This window comes from Kordia aestuariivivens (assembly GCF_014397005.1).
In the GTDB taxonomy this organism is placed as follows: domain Bacteria; phylum Bacteroidota; class Bacteroidia; order Flavobacteriales; family Flavobacteriaceae; genus Kordia; species Kordia aestuariivivens.
The window spans coordinates 58,047-80,811 of the sequence record NZ_JACGWS010000012.1; the positions used below are offsets into that span (position 1 = coordinate 58,047).

Genomic DNA, 22,765 nt, shown 5'->3' on the forward strand with positions numbered 1-22,765 from the left:
CACATAGCCTTCGCCTCTAAATTTATTTTTTTTTGTTTCTTATTCTATTTCACCAGGATTCTAACTTCTTGTGTACTCACAAGTTGATTTGAATACTCACTATTCTCAAGGACTTTTTCTATTATATTTCCATGATGACAGTCTAAATTAATAACTTCTAAGTTTTCAACAAACTGTCCGACGTTATTATCTTCTAATTTTTGAATATATGTTTGAATTACATCGCTTCCTTCAAAGTCAATTCGTGTATCATGTTGTAACGCCTTGAATAAAATAACACGACTCGATTTTAATATTCCAGAAACGGATTGCTTCCCAATTTTATCTTCTGCTTTAGCAGCTCTTACCACATTACGAGCATACGCTTCGTCAAATCCATCCGAAATCAATTTTGCGTTTTCAATTTCCGTGCTTTCAACTTCGCTGTACGTATCTAATAACTGTAATAAATGTGTATCCCAGATTAATGTATCAAGTATATAAATGTTTATATTTCTAAATCCTCTTTGCTCTAAAATGTATCCCATTTCAAGCGCTATATGTCCACCTAACGACCAACCGCACAAGTTTATAGGATGCGCCACATCGATAGTAAGCAAAGCATCTACATATTTTTCTGCAAGAAGGTTCAGATTGGAAATCGTTTTTTCCTGTATGATGTTGAAATTATCAACTCCATACGAATTTCGTTCATTTTTAAGTTCATACGCCAATTCTGTGTACACCTCACAACCACCTTTGGCTGGATGCACAAAGAATAATGTTTCTTTATCTTGCTCACTCATATGCATTTTCCGCATGAAGCTTACTGCGCTTGACTCAGAAACATGATTGGATAAAATTTCATTTACACTTTTGTGCATAAATAAATCAACAATACTAAGCTTGTCCCCGATTTCGGAAAGAATCTTGTTCATTCTTCCAACGAGTTTTATTGCCAAAATTGAATTCCCGCCTATGCGGAAAAAATCATCAGTAACTCCAACGCTATCTATACCTAAAACTTCCTGCCAAATTGAACAAATTTTGATCTCCAAATCTGTTTGAGGCGCTATAAAAGAGGCTGAATTTTCAAATTCAACATCTGGAAGTTCTTTTCTATCTATCTTTCCATTGATCGTTAATGAGAAATTTTCAAGCTGCACAAATGCACCTGGAAGCATATATTCAGGCAATTGTTCTTTTAGCAAATCTACTAATTGTACTTCTTCTAGCTTTTCTGATGCGACAAAATAAGCTGTCAAGTATTTCGTATTGTTCTTCTCCTTAACAACAACACAACTTTGCTTTATACTAGTAATCGTATTCAAAGCATGTTCAATTTCTCCAAGTTCTATTCGATATCCTCGAATTTTTACTTGAAAATCGTTTCTGTCTACATATTCCAGATTCCCATCATCGAGCCAACAAACCAAATCTCCCGTTTTGTACATTTTAGAATGACCATTTTCTATAGCTGATTGACTTGCAAAAGGATTCTCGATGAATTTCTCTGCTGTCAAATCAGGTTTATTGAGATATCCACGTGATATTCCTGCTCCACCAATATACATTTCACCAATAATTCCTTGCGGTAAAGGCTTTCGTTGTGCATCTAAAATATAAACCTGAGTGTTCGCAATTGGTGTTCCAATGTGAACTTGATCAGAAGAAATTGTTCCGATTGTTGTGTTTACCGTAGACTCGGTTGGTCCATACGCATTTAGTATTTGAATATTATTTCCAGACCACAATTCTAATAGATCTGCTGAAAATTGACTTCCGCCAAATGCAACAATTCGAAGATGTTCAAGGAGTTTTTCACGTTTTTCTAAATCTAAATCTTCAAGTAAAAAACCAAAAGGAATAGGTAAATTTAATATGGTAACATCTTGTGCGATTACGGTTTCACAGAAATGGTTAATGTCGAGCATTTCCACGGTACGTATTACAACTTTTGCGCCTGCAAATAGATATGGAAAAATTTCTTCCACAGACATATCAAACGCTATTGAAGCAAATTGAATGATTGCGTCTTGCGAAGTGATATCATATTTGTCAATTAAACAACAAGACAAATTAATCACAGATCGATGTTCTATCATGACTCCTTTCGGATTACCCGTTGTCCCAGAAGTATATAATACATATGCCAGATCTTTCGATTGGTTTTCTATGGTAAGATTAGACACATCAAGAGTTTGATAATCAACTTTATCAAGAGCAATTAACTTTGCTTTTGTATTCTGTTTTAATGAAGTCAGCAAGGAAGATTGACTCAGCACAAGTGCCGTTTGAGTATCTTCTAAGATATAATTGATTCGCTCTATTGGATATGCTGGATCAATTGGAACATAAGCGCCTCCAGATTTTAGAATTCCTAAAATCCCGATGATCATTTCAAGACTGCGATCCATGTATAACGCGATCAATGTATCTGATTTGATTTCCGTTGTTGATTGTAAATACCGTGCTAATTGATTGGCTCTAGAGTTTACTTCTTTATAGGTTAATTGCTGATTTTCAAAAACCAAAGCAATGGCATCAGGTGCTTTGTCAACCTGTGCTTGAAAGAGTTCATGAATTGTTTGATCCTTTGCATAATCCGCTTCGGTCTGATTCCAATCAATGACCATCTTTGTATATTCTGCTTCGCTTAGTATTGAAAGCTCGTTGTGCTTTTTGTCTAAACTACTGGTCAGTGCATTTATTAAATTCTTGAGTTTGTTTAAATTGAAGTTTGCCTTTTCCTCCTCCAAAAGTTCACGATCGGACTCAATCTTCAACACCAATTGATCTGCTTGTTCGTATGCTGTGATACCAATTGGGTAATCGACTTTTTCTACTGCATAACGGAATGTCGCTTGCAATTTATCCTTTCCTTCTTCTTTGTTTTCAGGCATTGGATAGTTTTCAAATACAAATAAACTATGGAACAATCGTTTTCCTTCTTTTTGTAAATCTGCAAGATTCGCAAAACTATGCGTATTTATATCTGTAATTTGATCATGGAAGTATTGAATTTGTTCCAAAACCGTATGTTCATTGTCCCAATCAATAATTAAAGGCAAGGTATTGATGTACAATCCGACGCTTTCTTCAATTCCATTAATTGGAATATCTCTTCCTGAAACAGTTGTTCCAACAATAGTTTGCGTATCTTGAGTATACACTTGAATCAATTTATGCCAAGCAAATTGAACCAACGTATTCAGCGTTAATCCTGCCGTTTTGGTCAATTTCTTTAATACTTGATATTCATCTCCGCCAATATTAACTTTGATCTCAAAAGCATTTTTTAATGATTTAATAGTATCCAAATCTTGTTTACAAGAGATGAATGGTCGTAAGTCATTCGTTTGTTGTACTAATGCGACTTTTGTTTTCCAATAGTCTGCAATTTTTTGTTTTTGATTTGATACATAAACCTGCGCTTCTAAATAAGAAGTATCTACTCGAACTGCTACTTCTTGATTTTTTTGAAGCTGTTCGTAATTTTCATGAACAGTGTTTAATAAAACTGGTCCACTCCAACCATCACAAATACTGTGATGTTCTGACTTAAGAATTGTATAGTAATCCTCCGATTGCTTAACGATATAAAGTCGTAATAAACATGGAACGCTTAAATCGAACGCGATTTGCCTATCTCTTTCTTGTAATTCAATAAGATAATTAGCGCATTCTTCTTCTGTTAAATGACTGATATCAAGTAGTTCGTAATTCAATGTGGCTTTGCGATAAATTACCTGAACGATATCTTCTTCCCAGTTAAATCCTGCTCTTAGAATTGGATATTTTTCAATCGCTAATTCCCAAGATTTAATATAGTTTTCAGGATCAAACGCTTGTTTGTAATCAAATAAGAATTGTACACGGTATGCATCATCTTCTACCTGACTCAGGGCGTGATAAATAAATCCTTGCTGTAAACTGTTCGCTGGATAAATTGCTTCTATTTGCCTGTCTTTTTGTAATTCATCCAAAAGTGATTGTGAAATTGTTACTGTTTCAAAATCACTTGGTGTATGCTTAGTTTCGTTGTTTGCTATCTTAGTTTGACAATGTTTTATCACTTCTGATAAATGCATTTCAAGATTGCGAGCAAATATTTCTGTTTGTTCAAAGCCTAATTTAGTATCAACTCGAAAGCTTAATTTCCCAGCGACAACCATTCCGTTAATATTGATCAGCGTAGTATCAGCATCATCAGTATGAATAGCCATTCCAGAATTTTCAGATAGTACTTGCCAATATTCATCTTGACTATCAAACTGACCTAAATAGTTAAAACTGATTCGTGGTAAATTGATCAATTCTTCAGGGAACATTGCACCAAAACCAATTCCTTTGTTTGGAATTGTACGCAGACTTTCTTTGATCGATTTGATGCTTGAAGAAAGATCTTTTTCTAGTTTTAATGCTACAGGATATAAGGTCGTAAACCAACCAACTGTGGAACTGTGATCGATGATTTCATTTAAGTCTTCTCGTCCATGTCCTTCCAACGTAATGAACTGACTTTTTGAAGCATTCCAATTTTGAAGTGCCAAGCCAAGTGCCGTTAATAATAAATCGTTTACTTCTGTATGATATGCTTTGTTTGCATTTTGTAATAAGTTGCTCGTTTGTTGATTGGTCAGCATTGCTTTGCTTGTGTGAACTTGTTTTTCTTCAACCTCAGCAGGAGCAATTTTCTTTAATATTTCTTCCCAATATGCTTTTTCTGTTGGATGTTTTTCTTCGTATGTTGAAATTTCCTGAACCCATTGTCGATAGCTACTTGATTTCTTTTCTAAAGCATTTCCATCGTATAGAGTTTTAAAATCTTCAATCAAAATTCTCCAAGAAACCGTATCAATAATTAAATGATGAAATGCAAAGAATAAGCGTGCACTATTATCTTCATATCCGTCAATATATGCAATTGTCCATAATGGACTTTTGTTTATGTCAAACGTACTTTGTAAAGTCGTTAATTTTGTTGCGATTTCAGCTTCTGGTTCATTTCCGATAGATAAACATGTAAGCTCAGGAATTTCTATTTCGGATAGATAGCGTTGATTTCGATCTCCAAATTCAATTCTTAAAATATCATGCTGCGCTACAATTTTTGCGATGACTTTTTGAAGTTTACTTATATCTAATTCTGGAACTTTGATTAGAAAACTTTGATTCCAATGATTAAATTTTTCTAACTGATTACGCTCTTTTTTATCAAAAAACCAGTGTTGTACAGGTAGTAAATCAAATTCTCCTTCAAGATTTCCTTGTTCGGCTGTGATTACAATAGCTGTTGCATCTTCTGCTATAAACTGAGCTAGTTTCGAAATCGTTCGATGATCAAAAATTGCTCTAACACTACAATTGAAACCTTGTTTTCGTAGCCTTGAACTCAGTTGAATACTTAAGATAGAATCTCCTCCAATTCTAAAGAAATCATCTGATATTCCAATTTTTTCAAGGTTTAATACTTCTTCCCAAATTTCACAAATCTTGATTTCTAAATCAGTACTTGGTGCTTCATACGAGTTTTCACTTTTAAATTCAGCATCTGGCAATGCTTTACGATCTAGTTTCCCATTGATTGTTAATGGAAATTTCTCCATCTCAACCAAAATACTTGGCACCATATAATCAGGAAGTTGTATTGATATGTGTGCTAAGAGTTCCTTTTTAGTTACTGTTCCATCAGAAACATAATAACCAACAAGGTATTTATTACTATTCTTTTCTTTTGCTAAAACACAAGTCTGTTTGATGCCTCCAATTGAACTTAATGCATTTTCAATTTCGCCTAATTCAATACGATAGCCTCTGATTTTTACTTGGAAATCGTTTCTTCCCGCATATTCCATATTTCCATCCGGAAGTAATCGTACTAAATCTCCTGTTTTGTATAAACGCGTGTATCCTTTGTCAATTTCAGCTTGACTGGCAAATGGATTAGGAATAAATTTCTCAGCCGTAAGTTCTAGCTGATTTAAGTAACCGCGCGCCAATCCTGCGCCACCAATATGCAGTTCTCCAATTACTCCAATTGGTACTGGCTTATTCGTGGAGTCTAAAACATAACTTGATAAATCATCTATCGCTTTTCCAATATTTGAAAACGCTTTTTCATCTTCAAACACTTCTTTATATGTAACATGAACCGTAGTTTCAGTAATACCGTACATGTTAATTAGTGTTGTATCTAGCTTGTATTTTCGTTTCGTGTCCCACCAATTGTTCAACAACTTCACATTTAACGCATCACCTCCAAAAATGATGTATTTAAACGATAATTCAGAAACATCTTTATGACTTAGATTATCAGCAAAAGTGTAAAAAGCAGTTGGTGTCTGGTTTAAAATTGAGACTTTATTTTTTAGACATACATCGATAAAACGAGGAATATCTTTAACCGTTTCATTCGTCGGAATGATGAGTTTTCCGCCATAAAATAATGCGCCCCACATTTCCCAAACGCTAAAATCGAATATATATGAGTGATATAAAGTCCACGTGTCTTTGTGGCTAAATTCAAATTGATGATCTGTTGTGCTAAATAATCGTTGCACATTTCCATGCGTCTGCAACACACCTTTCGGATTTCCCGTCGTTCCAGAAGTGTAGATTACATATGCTAAATCGTTTGGTTGATTTTGAATTGGTAGATTAGAAGCATCTAAATCCTCATAAGAAATCGCATCAATTGCTAGGACGCTAACAGTTGCCGTTTCTGTAAATCGCTCCACTAAATGTGATTGCGTTAGAATGAGGCTCGCTTTTGTATCTTCTAAAATATAGTTGGTTCGCTCCGTTGGACATGCTGGATCTATGGGAACATACGCTGCTCCAGCTTTTAGAATTCCTAAAATACCAATCATGGTTTCTAGGCTTCTGTCTAAACAAAGCGTAATTAAAGTATCTGGTGTAACTTTCGTTTGTGACTGAATATATTTCGCCAATTGATTCGCTTTCGCGTTTAATTCGGCATACGTAAGTGCTTCTTCTTTAAAGATTATTGCAATAGCATTTGGTCTCGATAAAACCTGCGCTTCAAACAGTTCATGAATCGTCTTATCTTTTGGATATGCTGCTTCCGTAGTATTCCAATCAATAACAATTTGTTGGTATTCTTCTTCCGTTAAAAGTTGATAATCTTTAAGTTTTTTATCTTGTTCATTTACCATTTGTTCTAAGACAAGTTGGTAATGCGTAATCATTCTTTTGATTGTAGCTTCTTCATACAGCGACGTTGCAAAGTTAAACGAGCCATGAATTTCTTCTTGACTGTCATCCATGAAACAACTTAAATCATATTTCGCAATTGCATACGTATCTTTTAATGGCAATGATTTGAATAGATTACACGCCGATTCTCCTCCAAAAGATTGCACGCCAAACATCGTTTGAAATATTGGGTGGCGAGAAGAATCTTGCGCAACTCCAATTGTTTCTACTATTTTTTCGAATGGAATATCCTGAGAGCGTTGCGCTTCTATTAAGTTATTTTGAACTTGAGACAACAATTCTACGATTGTGTTTTCTTGATTTAGTTCTTCACGAAGTGCCAAACTATTCACGAAAAAACCTATTAAATTTTGAATCGTAGCATAGTGTCGGTTCGCAATAGGTGTTCCCAAAATAATGTCATTTTGCCCAGTATATTTACTTAATACGATGTAAAATCCAGCTAACAAAGTTGTGTACATTGTACATCCGTGAGTTTTGGATAAACTTCTGAGTTTATTCGACAATTCAGCATTCAAACTAAATAATACATCAGCGCCTGAATAGTCTATTTGTTTCGGTCTGATTTTGTCTTTAGGCATTCCTAAATGTTCATAACCATCTAGTTTTTCTCGCCAATAATCCTGTTGATTTTTAAGAAGATCGCCTTGTAAATATTCTCGTTGCCAAATTGAGAAGTCTTTGTATTGAATACTTAATTCAGCTAGCGATTCATTTCTATAGATAGCATCAATTTCTTTTAATAAAATGTCTTCTGACCAACCATCTGAAGCAATGTGATGAATCGTAATTAACAGTTGTACACTTTCTTCTTGCTGATAGAAATTAACACGAATTGGAAATTCCTTTTGCAAGTCAAATGGTGTGTTAATGTCACTTACAATTTGATCTTCAATATTTGTGTTTTCATGCGAGTATTCATGGATCACTAATTCCTCTTGAAGCACTATTTGAACATAGTTTTCATCTTCTTGTTTAAAGATTGTTCTCAGCACTTCATGACGTTGAATAACTTGCTGAATCGCATCTTTTAATCGCCCAGCATCCGTATCTTTTTCTAGTTCAACCAATAAAGGAATATGGTACGCATTTGTGCCTTGCTCATATTGTTCAATGAACCATAAACGTTCTTGTGCAAAGGATAATACGTGTTCCTCAATGGTTTCGACTTTATAAATATAAGGCAGTTTTATTCCGCTTGAAAAAACTTCGTTATACTCCAATATTAAAAGTATCGATTCTTTATTCGCGCTTAGTTGGCTTAAAAGTCCTTTATTACTAAATGATTTAGGAATTCTAGACTTTAGCTTCCCTTCTTCGGTCCATAAAATGATGCCCGAATTGTTCGCTTCGTATATAAGTTTTAAAATAGCTGTCATTATAATTCCATTTCTATGAATTCTTCTTCATCTTCTGTCATATCAGAAACACGTTCTAATAGTTCTTGAACCGTTTTATGTTTAAAAACATCCGTGACTTCAATTGATGCATCAAATTCTTTGTTTATTCTGTGTGATAGTTTTATTGCTAAGATTGAGTTTCCTCCTATTTGAAAGAAATTATCTGTGACACCTACTTTATTCAAGTTTAACACGTCTTGCCAAATTTCACAAACCTTGATTTCTAAATCAGTACTTGGTGCTTCGTATGAATCTTCATTTGTGAATTCTGCTTCTGGTAATTTTTTCCGATCTAATTTTCCATTGATTGTTAACGGAAACTTCTCTAGTTCCATCAAAATACTTGGAATCATATAATCAGGAAGTTGCGCCGATACTAGTTTTAAAATGTCTTCTTTAGTGATCGTTCCATCAGAAACATAATACGCAATTAGGTATTTATTGTCATTCTTTTCTTTTGCTAAAACACATGTTTGTTTGATTCCTTGAATTGAATTTAAGGTGTTTTCAATTTCGCCTAATTCAATACGATAACCTCTAATTTTTACCTGGAAATCATTTCTACCCACGTATTCTATATTTCCATCTGGAAGCAATCGTACTAAATCTCCTGTTTTGTATAAACGCGTGTATCCTTTTTCTTCATCCGATTGATTTGCAAATGGATTTGGAATGAATTTCTCCGCAGTCAATTCAACTTGATTTAAGTATCCGCGAGCCAATCCTGCGCCACCAATATGAAGTTCTCCTGCAACTCCAACTGGACAAATATTTAGATTTTTGTCAAGTATATAATGCTTTTTATTGTTTAGTCCTTTTCCTATTGGACTAATATCATCGTGCGCTAATTCAGACAGCTTACAAAAAGTTGAATACGTAACCGTTTCCGTCGGTCCATATACATGAAGTAAACTTAATTCAGGATATTTACTTTTAACCGTACATATATTTTTATCGTTTGAGTTTTCGCCTCCGAATAGGATTTGATCTAAACCTGATAAAATTTTAATCTTGTTTTCTACGACAGAATTAAATAATGCAGTTGTGAAGAAGACCGTGTCTATACTGTTTTGTGTGAATCGATCATATAATAAATCTAAGTTCGTTACATCATTTTTAGCGATCATCACATACTTTTTCCCTGACAACAAAGGAACAAATGCGTCAAAAATACTTCCGTCAAATACAAAGCTAGATAAACCAGCAACGGATTCAACTCTTGAGTAATCAATGAAATTATTGTCAATTGCAAAACTAACCACCGAAGTATGTTCTACCATGACACCTTTTGGATTTCCTGTAGTTCCAGAAGTGTAGATTACATAGGCTAAATCGTTTGGTTGATTTTGAATCGGCAGATTAGAATCATCTAATTCTTGATAAGAAATCGTATCTATTTCGATCAGACTAACATCTGTAGTTTCTGTAAATCGCTCCACCAAATGTGACTGCGTTAGAATGAGATCTGTTTTGGTATCGTTTAAGATATAGTTGATTCGCTCCGCTGGATATTCAGGATCTATGGGAACATATGCGGCTCCTGATTTTAGAATTCCAAAAATACCAATCATGGTTTCTATTCCTCGATCTAAACAAAGTGCAATTAAAGTATCTGATGTAATTTCTGTTTGTGACTGAATGTATTTTGCCAATTGATTCGCTTTCGCATTCAACTCTTGATAACTCAATTCTACATCGTCATATACTATTGCAGTATTTTCTGGTGTTTTTAAAACTTGCGCTTCAAATAGTTCATGAATCGTCTTGTCTTTTGGATAATCTGATTCTGTATTGTTCCAATCAACAACGATTTGTTTGTATTCTTCAGCTGTAATCGTTGAAAGTTCGGTATGTTTTTTAGCTAAGTTTGGAGTTAATTGATTCAGTAACAATTCCAACTTACTTAGATTAAATTCTGCTTGTGCTGCATCTAAAACAGCACGATCTGATTTTATAGTCACAATCAGTTTCTCACCTTCTTCATACGCCATGATTCCAATTGGATAATCCAATTTCTCCACTGCATATTTATATTCGGCACGCAACTTATCTTCGCCTTGCCCTTTGTCTTCTGGCATTGGATAGTTCTCAAATACGAGCAAACTATGAAACAAGCGTTTCTCGTCTTTTTGCAAGTCTGCAAGATTCGCAAAACTGTGACTGTTTATGTCCGTAATTTGCTGATGCAAATACTGAATTTGTTCTAAAACCGTATTTTCATTCTCCCAATCTATAATTAAAGGCAACGTATTGATGTACAGTCCAACACTATCTTCAATTCCTGAAACTGGAATATCTCTTCCTGAAACCGTTGTTCCAACAATCGTTTGATTGTCTTTTGTGTATTCTTGAATTAGTTTATGCCATGCAAATTGAACCAACGTATTTAAGGTTAATCCTTCTGTTTTCGTTAGTTTTTTCAAAGCCTGATATTGACTTCCCGAAATTTCAACAGCTGTATCAAAAGGATTTTCTAATGACTTCACAACATCCAAATCTTGTTTACAAGATAATAAAGGCGTCAAATCGTTTACCTGTTCGATTAATTGCGATTTTTCACACCAATAGTTTTCTATCGTATGTTTCTCCTTGAAAAGATACTCTTGCGCTTCTAAATAAGAATTGTCGATGCGAACATGAACTTCTTTCCCTTGTTGGAGTTGTTCGTAATTTTCATGAACTGTATTTAACAAAACAGGTTCGCTCCAACCATCAGAAATACTGTGATGTTCTGATTTTAAAATTGTGTAATGTGTGTCTGATTGTTTTATGATATGAAGACGCAACAAACAAGGTTTCCTTAAATCAAATGCAATTTTTCGATCTGCTTCTTGTAGGTCTACTATTTGTTGTTTTTGTTGTTCTTCTGATAAATGACTGTTATCCGAAACTTCACAAATTAAGTCTGCCTCCGTATATACAATCTGAAGAATTTCTTCTTCCCAATTAAATCCTGTTCTTAGAATCGGGTGTTTTTCAACAGCTAATTCCCAGGACTTAATGTAATTTTCTATGTCTAACGTTTGTTTGTAATCAAACAAAATTTGTACTCTGTATGCATCATCATCTTTCTGACTCAACGCGTGATATACAAATCCTTGCTGTAAACTGTTCGCTGGGTATATTGCTTCTATTTGTTGATCTTTTTCTAGTTGACCTAATAGATTTTGCGAAATTGTTACCGTTTCAAAATCACTTGGCGTATGCTTTGTTTCGTTGTTTTCTATTTTGGCTTGACAATGCTCTATTACTTCTGATAAATACTTCTCAAAGTTACGAGCAAATACTTCTGTTTCTTCCAACCCTAATTTACTGTCTACCTGAAAGCTTAATTTCCCAGCCACAACCATTCCATTAATATTGATCAATGTAGTATCAGTATTATCCGCATGAATCTCTATTCCTGAATTTTCAGAGACGACTTGCCAATATTCATCTTGACTATCAAACTGACCTAAATAGTTAAAGCTAATTCGTGGTAAATTGATCAATTCTTTAGGATACATTGCGCCAAAACCAATTCCTTTGTTCGGAATTGTACGCAGACTTTCTTTGATCGATTTGATACTTGAAGAAATATCTTGTTCTAGTTTCAGTTCTACAGGATATAATGTCGTAAACCAACCGACTGTCGAACTGTGATCGATGGTTTCATTTACATCTTCTCGCCCGTGACCTTCTAACGTAATGAAGTTCGTTGCTTCTTTATTCCAATTTTGAAGCGTTAAACCAAGCGCAGTTAGCAATAAATCGTTTACTTCCGTATGATATGCTTTGTTCGCGTTTTGTAATAAGTTGCTCGTTTGCTCCTTCGTCAGTGTTGTTTTGCTTGTTTGAACCTGCTTTTCTTCAACCTCAGCGTGCACAATTCTTTTTAAGATCTCTTCCCAATATGTTTTTTCTGTTGGATGCTTTTCTTCGTATGTTGAGATTTCATTCACCCATTGTCGGTAACTGCTTGATTTCTTTTCTAAAGCATTTCCAAGATATAAAGATTTGAAATCTTCAATTAAGATTCTCCAAGAAACCGTATCGATGATTAAATGGTGAAATGCGAAGAATAAGCGGGCACTATTATGTTCATATCCGTCAATATATGCAATCGTCCATAATGGGCTTTTGTGAATATCAAAGGTACTTTGCAAAGTCGTTAGTTTTGCTGCGATTTCATCTTCCGTTTCATTTCCAATAGATAAACAAGTAAGCTCAGCAATTTCAATTTCTGATTGATAGCGTTGATTTCTATCTCCAAATACAATTCTTAACACATCGTGTTGTGCTACAATTTTCGCGATAACTTCTTGAAGTTTGTTTGCATCTAATTCTGGAACCTTCACTAAAAAACTTTGGTTCCAATGATTATATTTAGCTAACTGATTGCGTTCTTTTTTATCAAAAAACATTTTTTGTACAGGAAGTAAATCAAATTCACCTTCAAGGTTTCCTTGTTCGGCAGTGATTTCAATAGTTGTGATATCTTGCGCTATAAAAAGTGCTAATTTCGAAATCGTTCGATGATCAAAAATTGCTCTCACACTAAAGTTTAAACCTTGTTTTCGTAGCCTTGAACTCAGTTGAATACTTAAGATAGAATCTCCTCCAATTCTAAAGAAATCATCTGATATTCCAATTTTATCAAGGTTTAATACTTCTTGCCAAATTTCACAAATCTTGATTTCTAAATCAGTACTTGGTGCTTCGTATGAATCTTCATTGATAAATTCTGCTTCTGGCAATGCTTTGCGATCGAACTTTCCATTGATTGTTAATGGAAACTTCTCTAACTCCATCAAAATACTTGGAAGCATATAATCAGGAAGCTGCGCTGATAGTAATTTTAAAATAGCTTTTTCTGTGATTTTTGATTCCGAAGTGAAGTAAGCTATTAAATATTTACTTCCATTTCTTTCTTTAGCTAGTACACAACATTGCTTGATTCCTTCAATTGAATTTAGCGCATTTTCAATTTCGCCTAATTCAATACGATAGCCTCTGATTTTTACTTGGAAATCATTTCGACCTACATATTCTATATTTCCATCTGGAAGTAATCGTACTAAATCTCCCGTTTTGTATAAACGTGTGTATCCTTTTTCTTTATCCGCTTGACTTGCAAATGGATTTGGAATGAATTTCTCCGCAGTCAATTCAACTTGATTTAAGTATCCGCGAGCTATTCCTGCACCACCAATATGCAATTCTCCTGCCACTCCAATTGGGCAAATATTCAGGTATTTATCCAGTATGTAATGTTTTTTATTATTCAATCCTTTTCCAATTGGACTCACATCATCGTACTTTAATTGAGATAGATTACAAAAAGTTGAATACGTAACCGTTTCCGTTGGCCCATATACATGAAGTAAACTTAATTCAGGATATTTATTTTTAACCGTACATATATTTTTATCGTTTGAGTTTTCGCCTCCGAATAAGATTTGATCTAAACCAGATAAAATTTCGATCTTGTTTTCTACGACAGAATTGAATAATGCCGTTGTGAAAAAGACCGTATCTATATTGTTTTGTGTGAATCGATCATGTAATAAATCTAAATTCGTTACATCATTTTTAGCGATCATCACATATTTTTTCCCTGATAAAAGAGGAACGAGTGCGTCAAAAATACTTCCGTCAAATACAAAGCTAGATAAACCAGCTACGGATTCAACCCTTGAATAATCCATAAAGTTATTTTCAATCGCAAAACTAACCACCGAAGTATGTTCAACCATGACTCCTTTTGGATTTCCTGTGGTTCCAGAAGTGTAGATTACATAGGCTAAATCTTTCGATTTATTTTGAATTGGCAAATTAGAAGCATCTAATTCTTGATAAGAAACCGTATCTATTTCGATCAAATTAACGCCTTTAGTTTCTTTGAATTTCTCCACTAAATGTGACTGCGTTAGAATGAGATTCGTTTTGGTATCGTTTAAAATATAGTTGATTCGCTCTGCTGGATATTCTGGATCTATGGGAACATATGCTGCTCCAGCTTTTAGAATTCCTAAAATACCGATCATGGTTTCTATTCCTCTATCTAAACAAAGTGCAATTAAAGTATCCGATGTAACCTCCGTTTGTGCCTGAATGTATTTCGCCAATTGATTCGCTTTCGCGTTCAACTCTTGATAACTCAATTGTACATCATTGTATACCAGCGCAGTATTTTCTGGTGTTTTTAAAACTTGCGTTTCAAACAGTTCATGAATCGTCTTGTCTTTTGGATACGCTGATTCTGTATTGTTCCAGTCAACAACTATTTGTTGATATGCTGCTTCCGTTAATAACTGGTAATCTTTAAGCGCTGTATCTTGTTCATTTACCATTTGCTCTAAAACCAACTGGTAATGAGTAATCATTCTTGTGATCGTCGCTTCTTCATACAACGAAGTCGCAAAATTAAACGAACCATGAATTTCTTCTTGACCGTCGTCCATAAAACAACTTAAATCATACTTCGCGATTGCATACGCATCTTTTAATGGTAATGATTTGAATAGATTACATGCCGATTCTCCTCCAAAAGATTGTACACCAAACATCACTTGAAATATCGGATGGCGTGAAGAATCTTGCGCAACTCCAATCGTTTCTACTATTTTTTCGAATGGAATATCTTGTGAGCGTTGCGCTTCTATTAAGTTGTTTTGAACTTGAGACAACAATTCTGTGATCGTATTTTCTTGATTTAGTTCTTCACGAAGTGCCAAACTGTTCACGAAGAAACCTATTAAATCTTGAATCTCCGAATAGTGTCGGTTCGCAATTGGTGTTCCTAAGATAATGTCATCTTGGCTCGTATATTTATTCAACAATATAAAAAATCCAGATACTAGTGTTGTGTACATTGTACAGCCCTGCACTTTAGATAGATTCCTTAGTTTATTAGACAATTCTGCATTTAAACTAAATAATACATCAGCACCTGAATAGTCTATTTGTTTCGGTCTGATTTTATCAGTTGGCATTCCTAAAGGTTCATACCCTTCTAATTTTTCTTGCCAATAATCCTGTTGATTTTTAAGAAGATCGCCTTGTAAGTATTCTCGTTGCCAAATTGAAAAGTCTTTGTATTGAATACCTAAATTTGGTAACACTTCTCCTTTATAAATAGCATCAATTTCTTTCAGTAAAATATCTTCTGACCAACCATCTGAAGCAATATGATGAATTGTAATTAGAAGTTGTACTTTATCTTCTTGTTGATAGAAACTAACGCGAATAGGAAGTTCATTTTGTAAGTCAAATGGTGTGTTGATGTCACGTACTATTTGATCTTCAATGTTTGTGTTTTCATGCAAATATTCATTGATCACCAATTCGTCTTGAATCACTACTTGAATGTAATGTTCATCTTCTTGTTTAAAGATTGTTCTCAATATTTCATGACGCTGAATAACTTGTTGAATCGCGCCTTTTAATCGATCTGCATCTGTGTCTTTTTCTAGCTCAACCAATAAAGGAATATGATATGCATTGGTTCCTTGCTCGTATTGTTCAATAAACCATAAACGTTCTTGTGCAAACGATAATGGATAGCGTTCTAAATTCTGAGTTTGAATTTTTAGTTGTGCTGACGTGTTCGTGCTCAAATATTTAGCAAGACTCGAAATCGTCTTGTATTTTAAGATATCAGCAACAACGACAAGAATATTTAACGACTTGCCTATTTTATGAGATAGTTTTATTGCCAAGATAGAGTTTCCTCCTACTCGAAAGAAATTATCTGTGACGCCAACTTTATCAAGCTTTAATATTTCTTGCCAAATTTTACAGATTCTGATTTCTAAATCAGTACTTGGTGCTTCGTATGAATCTTCATTGGTAAATTCAGTATTTGGTAATGCTTTTCGATCTAGTTTCCCATTGATTGTTAATGGAAAATTATCAAGCTCAACCAAAATACTTGGAATCATATATTCTGGTAACTGCGAAGATACATGCTTCAAGATTGCTTCTTCTGTCAACATTTCGTCAGTTACAAAATAAGCAACTAAGTATTCGTTTCCATTTTTTTCTCTTGCCAAAACACATGCTTGTTTGATTCCTTTTATTGAATTTATTGCATGTTCTATTTCGCCTAATTCAATACGATAGCCTCTGATTTTTACCTGAAAATCATTTCTACCAATGTACTCTAAGTTTCCACTTGGAAGCCATTTAACAGTATCTCCTGTTTTGTATAGTCTTGTGTATCCTTTTTTAATTTCAGCTTGACTGGCAAAATAATTTGAGATGAATTTCTCTTTGGTAAGTTCTGCTTGATTCAAATATCCACGCGCCAAACCTGCGCCACCAATATGCAATTCTCCCACAACTCCAACCGGAACTGGCTTGCTATTTTTTCCTAAAACATATACTTTATAATTATCGTACGGCTTCCCAATACTGTTCGTTCCATCAACATTTAAAATCGTTGTTGTTCCAACAGTAGCTTCCGTTGGACCATATTCGTCATAGACATTTGAAATGTATTTGTTTAAATATGTCAGTTGATTTGCATCACTTTTTTCTCCACCAATGAAACAGCTTTTCACGCAATGCGTTATTTCTGCAAAAGGAATTTGAGTTAGGAAAGAAGGTGTCGATTTTATGAAATCAATTTTATGATCGCTTAAGTGTTTTACATATTTATTGATTTCTGTGAGTTTCCCTCCATAGATACAAATTCGTTTCCCCATTAGTAAAGGAACAATTGTGGTCGTTACTGACAAGTCAAAAGAAAAATTACTCGAATAATCAATATTTTCAATATTTTCAAAACATGTTGCAACAGTTTGCATATAATTACACACCGAAGCATGTTCAATCATGACACCTTTCGGATTTCCGGTAGTTCCAGAAGTATAGATTACATAGGCTAAATCGTTCAAGTTATTTTGAATCGGTAGATTAGAAGCATCTAATTCTTGATTGGAAATTGAATCTAACGCAATGAGTTTTAACCTTGAACTTTCTGTTAACCGTTCTGTTAAGTGTGATCGTGTTAAACCAAGATTCGTATGTGTGTCTTTTAAAATATAGTTGATTCGCTCCGTTGGATATTCAGGATCTATTGGAACATATGCTGCTCCAGATTTTAGAACTCCTAAGATACTAATGATCATTTCTAGGCTTCTATCTAGACAGATTGCAACTAAAGTATCTGAGTTAACTTCCGTTTGTGTGCGGATATATCTTGCTAATTGATTCGCTTTCGCATTTAATTCGGCATACGTGAGTGCTGCTTTTTCAAAGACAACAGCAATTGCTCCTGGCGTTTTTAAAACCTGTACTTCAAATAGTTCATGAATCAATTTATCTTTTGGATATTCAACATTTGTATTGTTCCAATCAATAACTATTTGCTGGTATTCTTCTGTCGTAATTGTTGACAGTTCTGTATGTTTTTTATGTAGGTTTGGAGTTAGTTGATTTAGTACTAATTGTAATTTACTTAGATTGAATTTTGCCTGCTCAACATCTAAAATATCGCGATCTGATTTTAAACTAATTACAATTTTACCATTTTGTTCACTTGCCGTAATTCCAATTGGATAATCTAATTTCTCAACCGCATACCTCAACTCTGGATGCAATTTATCTTCGCCTAGCTCTTCATTTGTAGGCATTGGATCATTTTCAAAGATGAATAAACTATGAAATAATCGTTTCCCTTCTTTTTGCAAGTCTGCAAGATTCGCAAAACTGTGACTGTTTATGTCCGTAATTTGCTGATGTAAGTATTGAATTTGTTCTAATACCGTATTTTCATTATTCCAATTAATTATTAAAGGCAGCGTATTAATGTACAATCCAACACTTTCTTCGATTCCCGAAACTGGAATGTCTCTTCCTGAAACCGTTGTCCCAACAATCGTTTGATGGTCTTGCGTGTATTCTTGAATTAGTTTGTGCCAAGCAAATTGGACCAACGTATTTAAGGTTACTCCTTCTGTTTTCGTTAGTTTTTTTAGGTTTTGATATTCACTTCCTGAAATTTCAATAGCAGTATCAAAAGGATTTTCCAGTGATTTTACAGTGTCTAAATCTTGTTTGCTAGATAATAATGGTGCTAAATCATTTACCTGTTCAATTGATAACGATTTTTTATACCAGAAATCATCAACGTTTTTTCTGTGTTTCGCATAATAACGTTGTGCCAAACCATATGAATCGTCTACCGTAATTTTTATCTGATTTCCTTTTTGTAACCGCTCATAATATTCATGAACCGTATTTAACAAAACAGGTACACTCCAACCGTCTAAGATACTATGATGTTCCGATTTTAGTAAAGTATATTGTGTTTCTGATTGTTTAATGATGTAGAGTCTGAGCAACGAAGGCTTCTTTAAATCAAATGCGATCTTTCGATCATTTTCTTGCAATTTGACAATGTATTCTTCTTTCTCATCAATTGATAACTCACTGATATCTAAAACTTCATAATTCAGTGCTGCACTTCGATGTACCAATTGAATGATTTCTTCTGACCAGTTAAATGTCGTTCTTAGTATTGGATATTTCTCAATAACTAATTCCCACGCTTTGATGTAATTTTCTACATGTAACGCTTGCTTGTAATCAAATAGAAACTGTACTCTGTACGCATCATCTTCTTTTTGACTTAATGCGTGATAGACAAATCCTTGCTGTAAGCTATTCGCCAAATAGATCGCTTCTATTTGTTGATCGTTTTCTATTTCATCTAATAAGCTTTGTGAAATTGTTACCGTTTCAAAATCACTTGGCGTGTGCTTTGTTTCTTTGTTATTGATTTTCTCCAAGCAATGTGCTATAACATCTTCTAAATGCTTTTGGAAATTACTTGAGAAACTCGTGGTTTCAGTTTCGCCCAATTGACTGATGATGCTAAAATTGAGCTGACCGTCCGTTACCATTCCTGTAATGTTGATAATATCTGGTTCAATATTATCTATATGTATAGGAGCGCCTGAGTTTTCAGAAGTAACTTGCCAATAGCCATCTTGACTATCAAATTGACCTAAATAGTTAAAGGTGATACTTGGTAATTTGATATAACTGTTAGGATATATTGCTCCAAAACCAATTCCTTTGTTCGGAATAGCGCGTAAGTTTTCCTTGATCCATTTGATACTAGATTCCAGATTTTCCTGATTCGAAAGTTCCACAGGATACATGGTCGTAAACCAACCAATTGTTTTACTATGATCGATGGTTTCATTTAATTGTTCTCGACCGTGACCTTCTAAGGTAATGAAATTCGTTGCTTCTTCGTTCCAACTTTGAAGCGTTAAACTCAATGCTGTTAAGAGCAAATCGTTTACTTCTGTATGATACGCTTTGTTGGCTTGTTGCAATAAATCACTTGTTCGTTTTTTGCTGATTTCAATTTTACCGAATGCTTCTTTCTTTTCAAGAACTTCGTATGTTGGCATTGTTTTTAAGATAGCATCCCAATATGTTTTTTCTGTTGGATGCTTCTCTTCGTATGTTGAGATTTCATGTACCCATTGACGATAACTACTCGTTTTCCCCTCTAAAATTTCGTTATTATATAGGGATTGAAAGTCTTCGATTAGTATTCTCCAGGAAACTGCATCTACAATTAAGTGATGTAATGCAAAGTACAAACGCGCCGTTTTGTCTTCATATCCTTCAATGTATGCTACACTCCATAAAGGACCATTCTGAATATCGAAATGACTTTGCCAGTTTGTTAATGTTTCTTCTATTTTTTCTTTTGATAGATCTTCAACATTTAGTCTGCGTAGTTGTGGAACACTAATTTTAGAAGAGTATAGCTGTGCTGTATCGTTAAAATTCGTTCGTAAAATATCATGTTGCGCTGTCAAAGCTTGAATGATTTCTTGAACTTTTTTAACTTCAAGTTGGGGAACTTTTACTAAAAAACTTTGATTCCAGTGATTAAATTCAGGAAGTTGTTTCGCATCTATTTTATTAAAAAACCATTGTTGAATAGGAAGTAAATTAAACTCACCTTCAAGGTTTCCTTGTTCTGCAATAATTTGAACTGTATCAACATCTGAGACTATAAATTTGGCTAGTTGTTGAATTGTTCGATAATCAAAAATAGCTCCAACACTACAGTTAAGACCTTGTTTTCTTAGTCTTGAACTTAACTTAATACTTAAGATCGAATCTCCGCCTATTCGAAAGAAATCATCCGATATACCAACTTTATTTAGGTTTAATACTTCTTGCCAAATACTACATAATTTAGTTTCTAAATCATTACTTGGCGCAACATAATTTGCTTCATTGGTAAATTCAGGTTCTGGTAATGCTTTTCGATCTAATTTCCCATTGATCGTTAAAGGAAAACTTTCAAGCTGTACAAAAGCACTCGGCAACATATATTCAGGCAATTGTGCTGCTATTATTTTTAAAATATCTTCTTCTAAGATTGTAGTTTCAGAAGTGAAATAAGCTGCTAAATATTTCCTTTCATTTCTTTCTTTGGCAAGTACACAAATTTGTGTTATTCCTTGAATTGAATTGATTATATTTTCAATTTCTCCTAATTCTATTCTAAATCCTCTGATTTTTACTTGAAAATCATTTCGTCCGATGTATTCTATGTTTCCATCTGGCAGCCATTTTACTAAATCGCCTGTTTTGTATAAGTGCGTGTATCCTTTTTCAATTTCAGCTTGACTTGCAAATGGATTTGAAATAAATTTTTCCGCACTGAGTTCTGGTCGGTTCAAATACCCGCGAGAAAGATTTTGTGCTCCGATATATAATTCTCCTTCTACACCAACAGGTACCGCTTTTTTATTTGCATCTAGCACATAAAATTTAATATTCTGAATTGGTTTTCCTATTGGAATCAAATCAGCATTCACCTGTATATCATCATAAGAACTTACATCGATTGCAACTTCTGTAGGTCCGTAAAGATTGTTTAGTTTTATGTTTGGATATAAATTTTTAAAATCCCTAGCCAGTTGAATAGACAATGCTTCTCCACTACAGAAAACGTCCTTTACAAAAGGTAATTTGTTGTCATTTGTGTTTTTTAAATACGCAACAAAACCAGTTAACATACTTGGAACAAAGTGTAGTTTCGTCACTTTTTGACCTTCGATAATCTTATATAAATACTCAGGTTCTTTGTGTCCATTTACTTTTGCAAAAAGTAGTTTACTCCCTGAAATTAATGGCAATAATAATTCCCAAACAGAAACGTCAAAAACGTATGGTGTTTTTTGCAAAACAGTATCACTTTCATTAAAGTTATAAGTCTCCTTTTGCCAAATTAATCTATTGACCAATAATTGATGCGTTACTACAGCTCCTTTTGGCTTTCCTGTTGTACCAGATGTGTAAATTACATACGCAAGGTCTGTAGCTGTATTTTGTATAACGAGATTGCTCGATTGCTCTTCCTTATAAGGTATAGTATTCAATGTAATGAGCCTTACATCGCTTACTTTTTTTAGACCTTCAGCCAGATGAGATTGGGTTAGAATGAGATTCGTTTTTGTATCTTCTAATATATAGTTGATTCGCTCTGTTGGATATCCTGGGTCTATTGGAACGTAGGCTGCTCCAGCTTTTTGAACACCTAAAATAGCAATAATCATATCCAAACTTCGGTCTAAACAAAGTGTAATTAAGGTATCCGAATGAATCGTTGTTTGTGATTGTAAATAGCGCGCTAGTTGATTTGCCTTTGCATTTAATTCGGCATACGTAAGTTCTTCGTGTTCAAAAACTGCTGCAATGCTATTTGGTGTTTTTAAAACCTGTTCTTCAAATAATTGATAGATGGTTTTTTCGGAAGGATATGCTACATTCGTATTGTTCCAATCGAGAACAATTTTCTTGTATTCATCTTCGGTAAGTAAACTTATCTTAGATGACTTAGCACTTGGGGGTGTTTTAATTAAGTTCATTAAATAATTTTTTTATAATGATTTTATGGTCAAACTAATTTCCTGAACATATTTTCAAATTTGCATCGCCTTACTTAAAATATAATCATGCTTTACAAGTTCAAAATCATTAGTATGTATGAGTGTTAAATATTCTAAGTGAAAAACTAGAATACAGTTTACTCATTATAACAAAGTTACGTTTTAAAATAAACGAAGTGGCAAGTAAAAACACCTGTTTTACAATTGCTGACTGGGTAATTTTATTTTCGATTC

2 protein-coding genes are annotated in these 22,765 nt (G+C 34.0%); both read right to left on the reverse strand.

Translation table 11 applies throughout. The annotated features are described in order from the left end of the window. Positions 1–44 precede the first annotated feature (44 nt). Positions 45–8,597, reverse strand: a complete 8,553-nt coding sequence (locus H2O64_RS17935; protein WP_187563596.1) for a non-ribosomal peptide synthetase — start codon at positions 8,595–8,597, stop codon at positions 45–47. After that, positions 8,597–22,510, reverse strand: coding sequence for a non-ribosomal peptide synthetase (locus H2O64_RS17940; RefSeq protein WP_187563597.1), 13,914 nt, complete (start codon positions 22,508–22,510; stop codon positions 8,597–8,599). Before H2O64_RS17940 ends, H2O64_RS17935 begins: the two co-directional genes overlap by 1 nt. Positions 22,511–22,765 lie beyond the last annotated feature (255 nt).

What these genes read in the sequence shown, in the direction of transcription:
- H2O64_RS17940 (WP_187563597.1), bottom strand. Translation starts at nt 22,510, where the DNA reads ATGAACTTAATTAAAACACCCCCAAGTGCTAAGTCATCTAAGATAAGT.
- H2O64_RS17935 (WP_187563596.1), bottom strand. Translation starts at nt 8,597, where the DNA reads ATGACAGCTATTTTAAAACTTATATACGAAGCGAACAATTCGGGCATC.